Below are 6,782 nucleotides of genomic sequence, written 5' to 3' on the forward strand. Positions count from 1 at the left end.
AATGAAGGAAGCCATAGGAGAATCCGGAGTTCTAGGATTGTTTAAAGGAGGCTTTACATCAGGAGCGGTAGGTATATCAGGAGCATTGATTTTCGGGTATCTTGCATCCCTTATTTTTAAGTCAAAAATGCAATAAAGGATAAAAGATTAAAATTGTAATGTAGTCCGGGCGGAGGTATACCTTTAATAATTAAAATAATTCCATACAAACTTAATAATATAAAGCAAAATACACAATTACCTTATTTAATTAAGTTAAAGCGTGGCAAAGGTTGAAAAAATTAAATTTTTATATTATAATTTGTCAATGTAATGTGTTGAAGTCTTAAAATTTGGATTAATGATGTTTTTTATCATAATCGTGCAATAGGAAGCATGTCATAAAAGGCTTTTGGTGCATGAAAAATATGCATTTATAACACATGAGATTAACTAAAATTATGTTATAGAAGGAGGACTACAAAATGTCATATGTAGACGAGGTATTAGCAAAGGTTAAAGAAAAAAATGCTAGTGAACCGGAATTTTTACAGGCAGTTGAAGAAGTGTTAAATTCACTTAGACCTGTAATTGATGCAAACGAGGATAAGTATAGAAGAGAGGCTTTACTTGAAAGAATCTGCGAACCTGAAAGACAGTTCAAGTTCAGAGTTCCTTGGGTAGATGATAAGGGACAGGTACAGGTTAATACAGGCTACAGAGTACAGTTTAACTCAGCTATTGGACCATATAAGGGTGGTATAAGACTTCATCCATCAGTAAATATTGGTATTATTAAATTCTTAGGTTTTGAACAGATATTCAAGAACTCACTTACAGGTCTCCCAATCGGTGGTGGTAAAGGTGGTTCTGATTTCGATCCTAAGGGTAAATCAGACAGAGAAATTATGGCATTCTGTCAGAGCTTTATGACAGAACTTTGCAAATATATCGGCGCTGACACTGACGTACCGGCAGGTGACATCGGAACAGGTGCTAGAGAAATCGGATATATGTTTGGACAGTATAAGAGAATCCGTGGATTATATGAAGGTGTTCTTACAGGTAAGGGACTTACATACGGCGGTTCTTTAGCTAGAACAGAAGCTACAGGTTACGGATTACTTTACTTAACACAGGAATTAATGAAAGACCATAATGAAAGCATGGAAGGCAAGACAGTAGTTGTTTCAGGTGCCGGTAACGTTGCTATCTACGCTATTCAGAAAGCACAGCAGATGGGTGCTAAGGTTGTTACATGTTCAGATTCAACAGGTTGGATTTATGATTCGGAAGGAATAGATGTTGACCTTCTTAAGGAAGTCAAGGAAGTTAAGAGAGCAAGACTTACAGAATATGCTGCTGCAAGACCTTCAGCTGAATATCATGAAGGACGTGGAGTATGGCAGATTAAATGTGATATCGCTCTTCCATGTGCTACACAGAATGAATTACTTATCGATGATGCTAAGCAGTTAGTAGCTAACGGATGTAAAGCTGTTTGTGAAGGTGCTAATATGCCTACAACAATTGATGCAACAGAATACTTACAGGAAAACGGCGTATGGTTCGTTGGTGGTAAAGCTGCTAACGCAGGTGGTGTTGCTACATCAGCTCTTGAAATGTCACAGAACAGCGAAAGACTTTCATGGACATTTGAAGAAGTTGACGCTAAATTACAGAATATCATGGTAAACATTTATCATAACATCAGTGATGCTGCTAAGAGATACGGATTTGAAGGTAACTACGTAGTAGGTGCTAACATTGCCGGATTTGAAAAAGTAGCAGAAGCTATGGAAGCACAGGGTGTTTGCTAATTACAATAAAATATAGTTAATTTTCCTGAATTTAACAGCTCTTTAATGGTTGCATAGAAAATCATTAAAGGGCTGTTTTTTTCTTTGACCTTATGGAGATATTATAGTAAACTAGATTGGTTGACAATAAAAATCTTCCCGTAAAATATATCTTGAACTAAAGGGATAAGGTACTATGGGGAGAAAACAAAAAGGACGGAGTTTATTTTTTGAATATTTCTGATAAATTGCCGCTGACCGATGGGAGGAGGCACTATATATTCCGGAAAAGATTAAAATGAAATGAGGTTAATAAAATGCAGGAAAGAGAACAATTAAAGTCTAGATTGGGATTTTTGCTTATATCGGCAGGATGTGCAATCGGAATTGGAAACGTATGGAAATTTCCTTATATGACAGGCCAGGGCGGAGGCGGAATGTTTGTTTTATTTTACATTCTGTTTTTGCTGGTTTTAGGAATACCTATTATGACTATGGAGTTTGCAGTAGGTCGTGCCAGCAGGAAAAGTCCGGTTCAGGCATATTATCAGTTAGAAAAGCCCGGAACTAAGTGGCATATACATGGTTATGTGGCACTTATAGGAAACTATCTCCTTATGATGTTTTACACCACAGTATCAGGCTGGATGTTATATTATTTCTATCTTACAGCCACAGGCAAATTTGTAGGACTTGATGCAGATGGCGTTGGCAATGTATTTAACGAAATGTTAAGTCAGCCGGGAATAATGGCATTATGTATGATAATTGTTGTGGCAGTTGGAATTTTTATATGTTCCATAGGAGTTCAAAGCGGTCTTGAAAAAGTGTCTAAGTTTATGATGGTGGCACTTCTTATTATAATGATTGTTCTTGCCGTAAACAGCTTTTTTATGAGCGGGGCAAAGGAGGGTCTTAAGTTCTTCTTAGTACCGGATGTGGCAAGAATGAAAAGTGTAGGTGTGGGAAAAACTATAGTTTTAGCTATGAATCAGGCGTTTTTCACCCTTAGTTTAGGAATTGGAGCCATGGCAATATTTGGAAGTTATATTGGAAAAGAACGTTCATTGTTAGGTGAATCCATTAATATTGCTTTTCTTGATACCTTTGTGGCAATAACATCAGGACTTATTATATTTCCAGCATGTTTTACCTTTGGGGTAGACCAGACTCAGGGACCAAGTCTTATATTTATAACACTGCCTAATATTTTTAATCATATTCCTCTTGGAAGACTGTGGGGAAGCCTATTCTTTGTATTTATGTCCTTTGCGGCATTTTCCACGGTGCTGGCAGTATTTGAAAATATAATTTGCTGTGGAATGGAGCTTAAGAATTGGAGCAGAAAGAAGTCAAGTTTTGTCAACTTTATAGCAATAACCCTGTTATCTCTTCCTTGCGTATTGGGATACAATTTGTGGCAGTGGGATGGATTTAAGGTATTTGGCGGAACAGTTTTAGATTTTGAAGATTTTCTTGTAAGTAATTTATTACTTCCGTTGGGTTCTTTAGTGTATCTTTTATTCTGTACCGGAAAAAATGGCTGGGGCTGGGATAATTACATGGCTGAAGCTAATACCGGTAAGGGATTAAAGATGAGAAATGGAATGAGATTTTATATTACATATATACTTCCGATTATAATTTTATTTATTTTTGGCTTTGGAATATATGATAAATTTTTTAGCTAGAAAGGTATGAGGATTTAATATGCAGGAAAGAGAACAACTAAAATCCAGGCTGGGATTTTTGCTATTGTCGGCAGGATGTGCCATTGGAATTGGAAATGTGTGGAAATTTCCATATATGGCAGGACAAGGTGGCGGCGGAATGTTTGTATTACTGTACATTCTGTTTTTACTGATTCTTGGAATACCAATTATGACAATGGAATTTTCGGTAGGACGTGCCAGTAAAAAAAGTCCTGTCAGGTCATTTAAACAATTGGAAAAGCCAGGGACGAAATGGCACATACATGGGTATGTTTCCTTGGTGGGAAATTATATAATCATGATGTTTTATACCACAGTAGCAGGCTGGATGTTATATTATTTTTATCTTACGGCTACAGGCAGATTTACAGGCCTTGATGCACAGGCAATTTCAGGTGTGTTTGATGATATGAAACAAAATCCCGTGGTAATGGTTACCTGTATGGTAATTGTTGTGGTAGTGGGAGTTTTTATCTGTTCAATTGGCGTACAGAATGGTCTTGAAAAAGTATCAAAGGCAATGATGACATCTTTACTTATTATAATGCTTGTTCTTGCCGTAAACAGTTTCTTTATGGATGGAACAAAGGAAGGGTTAAGCTTTTTCCTTATTCCGGATTTAGGCAGAATGAGTAGCGTGGGCATAGGAAAAACAATAGTTTATGCCATGAATCAGGCATTCTTTACTTTAAGTGTGGGAATAGGCTCTATGGCAATATTTGGAAGCTATATTGAAAAGGAGCATTCATTACTTTCAGAGTCTATTAATATAGCAGCCCTTGATACCTTTGTGGCAATAACATCGGGACTTATTATATTCCCGGCATGTTTTACTTTTGGAGTAGATCAGACCCAGGGACCAAGTCTTATATTTATAACATTGCCTAATATTTTTAACCACATACCTCTTGGAAGATTGTGGGGAAGTTTATTCTTTGTATTTATGTCCTTTGCGGCATTTTCCACCGTATTGGCAGTGTTTGAAAATATAATATGCTGTGACATGGAACTGAAAAACTGGAGCAGAAAGAAATCATGCCTTTTTAATTTAGTGGCAATAACGGTTTTGTCGCTACCATGTGCTTTGGGATATAGTGTTTTGAAGTGGAAGGGATTTGAAGTGTTTGGTGGAACGGTATTGGACTTTGAGGACTTTATAGTAAGCAATATTTTACTTCCATTAGGCTCCCTTGTTTATCTGTTGTTTTGTACAAGAAATAAAGGCTGGGGCTGGGATAATTATATAGCTGAAGCTAATACAGGAAAGGGATTAAAGCTTCGTAGCAGTATGAGGTTTTACATCACATATATATTACCGCTGATAATATTATTTATATTTGGATTTGGAATATACGATAAGTTTTTCTAAGTCATGCTTTATTAGCAGGTAAACAAAAAAGGATTGCTTTTGCAATCCTTTTTTGTTTACCTTATAAAAACCTTACGGTGTCTTTTTTGATTTTACTGAATCCTTTGTAGTTTGATTTCTAGTAGATATGGTAGCATCTTCTTTTGAAGAAGATGTTTCACCTGATCCATCAGAAGCCTTGGAAGTAGAGCCTTTGTTTCCTGAATTATAATTATTATCATCTGAATTGATATAAGCTGAATGCCAGCTGCATTTATCAGGCTGACTGCCCTTTACAAAGTATTCTTTATGGGTTTTTGGACAAACACCTTTTATGGCAAGCTTTCCTGAAGCATTGCATATATTGTAAGCTTTAACACTTTGACCTGTAGCAAAATCCTTTGGCTTATATTTCTTTACAGTATCAATTTGATTCATGATTTTTGCCCAAAGCTTCTCGTGGTAGTTTTTACTACCTGTAAGGGCTGTATTTTCATCGTATCCTGTCCAGATGGATGCTGTAAGATATGGAGTATATCCACAGAACCATAAATCGTATGCACTTGATGTGGTTCCTGTCTTTCCGGCAGAAGGCATTCCACCTTCTAATTGACAAGGAGTACCGGTACCTTCTTTAACAACGCTTATCATAGCCTGAGTTAAAAGATAGGCGGTGGAATCCTTTAAAATGGTTTTGGCCTTAGGTGCTGTATTGTCTAATAATACGCGACCATTGCTGTCTATAACCTGTGAGTAGAATACAGGACGAATGTATTTTCCTGTATTGGCAATAGAAGCATAGGCAGCTGTCATTTCCAGATTAGTTACACCATCAGTAATACCACCAAGAGCAAGTGCCTGATGAATATCCGAAGAAACCGAACCGTTCTTTTCCACACGGTTATCTACAAGAGTAGAGATGCCGAAATTTAACAGATAATCATAACCTAACTGAGGAGTAATGGCAGTTAATGTTTTAACGGCACATACATTCATAGATTGGGCAATAGCCTGTTTTACGGTTACGGTACCCTTATAAGTATGGTTCCAGTTCTCTACGGGACGTCCGTTAGAATAACTAAATGGCTCATCCACAATAGTAGTGGAAAGAGTGTAACCCATAGTATCAATAGCTGGAGCATAAGTAGATAAAATCTTAAAAGTTGAACCCGGCTGTCTTGTGGAAGCTGTTGCCCTGTCAAGGGAAAGACTTACATTTTTCTTTCCACGGCCACCTACAATTGCCTTAACAAAGCCTGTAGATTGGTCTAATATGGTAAAGGACACCTGAGGCTGTGGATTGTAGTACAATGTTTCGTACTGGGTATATCCGTCCTTTTCCTTTAGACCTTTTTTATAATATTTCTGTCTTAAATGTCTCTTGTAATCTCTAACGCATTGTTTAGCTTCTTCTTTAGAATTAAATAAAAGTTTAAAATTAGTTTCACCTAAAACCTTTTTATGGTAGGTCTGAATATCGCTTTCATCATAATTATCCACTGTACCATCAGGATTTTGTACTGACCATGCCCAGTTTATTGCGTATTGTATTGCATATGGGTAGTTTTCATCATTAGATAATTCAGCGTCACAGATTTTCTGTATCTGGGAATCCTGAGTAGTGTAAATCTTCAAACCACCACTGTATACCGCGTTATATGCCTGATTATATGTGTAACCTTTAGTTTTTTGAAGGTCACTCAAAACCTGTTTTACAACTTCATCAACAAAGTAGGAGTATACTTTGTCATTTTTCTTTTCAATTTTGTTATTTACTTTCTGAATACGTGAATATACATCATCCTTTAATGCTTCATTATATTCAGCTTCAGTAAGATGTCCTGCATCAAACATATTCTTTAAAATAATTTCACGCTTAGTCTGATTTTTTTCAGGATTAGTAATTGGGTTATAAACCTCAGGACTGGAAGTTGTAGCTGCCAA

4 protein-coding genes and 1 pseudogene are annotated in these 6,782 nt (G+C 36.6%); 4 read left to right on the forward strand and 1 reads right to left on the reverse strand.

The window, feature by feature from the left end; all coding sequences use genetic code 11:
- From Q5O30_RS11325 to Q5O30_RS11340, 4 genes and pseudogenes are all read left to right on the forward strand, one after another.
- A pseudogene (locus Q5O30_RS11325) lies at window positions 1-136 on the forward strand (stage V sporulation protein AE); the annotation flags it as partial.
- Window positions 137-464: 328 nt separating this feature from the next.
- Window positions 465-1,799: an NADP-specific glutamate dehydrogenase gene (gene gdhA / locus Q5O30_RS11330; RefSeq protein ID WP_021953859.1), complete on the forward strand. Its 1,335-nt coding sequence runs from the start codon at window positions 465-467 to the stop codon at window positions 1,797-1,799.
- A gap of 296 nt (window positions 1,800-2,095) precedes the next feature.
- Window positions 2,096-3,469, forward strand: a complete 1,374-nt coding sequence (locus Q5O30_RS11335) for a sodium-dependent transporter (protein WP_021953860.1) — start codon at window positions 2,096-2,098, stop codon at window positions 3,467-3,469.
- 19 nt (window positions 3,470-3,488) lie between these two features.
- On the forward strand, window positions 3,489-4,859 hold the full coding sequence (locus tag Q5O30_RS11340; protein WP_021953861.1) for a sodium-dependent transporter: 1,371 nt from the start codon (window positions 3,489-3,491) through the stop codon (window positions 4,857-4,859).
- 72 nt (window positions 4,860-4,931) lie between these two features.
- On the opposite strand, the gene Q5O30_RS11345 is transcribed toward Q5O30_RS11340, so the two are convergent.
- On the reverse strand, window positions 4,932-6,782 hold a 1,851-nt coding region (locus tag Q5O30_RS11345; RefSeq protein ID WP_302674712.1), incomplete at its 5' end, for a transglycosylase domain-containing protein.

The organism is Eubacterium sp. CAG:161, assembly GCF_000432355.1.
GTDB classification, from domain to species: Bacteria; Bacillota; Clostridia; order Lachnospirales; family Lachnospiraceae; genus Eubacterium_G; species Eubacterium_G segne.

What these genes read in the sequence shown, in the direction of transcription:
- Q5O30_RS11340 (WP_021953861.1), top strand. Translation starts at nt 3,489, where the DNA reads ATGCAGGAAAGAGAACAACTAAAATCCAGGCTGGGATTTTTGCTATTG.
- gdhA (WP_021953859.1), top strand. Translation starts at nt 465, where the DNA reads ATGTCATATGTAGACGAGGTATTAGCAAAGGTTAAAGAAAAAAATGCT.
- Q5O30_RS11335 (WP_021953860.1), top strand. Translation starts at nt 2,096, where the DNA reads ATGCAGGAAAGAGAACAATTAAAGTCTAGATTGGGATTTTTGCTTATA.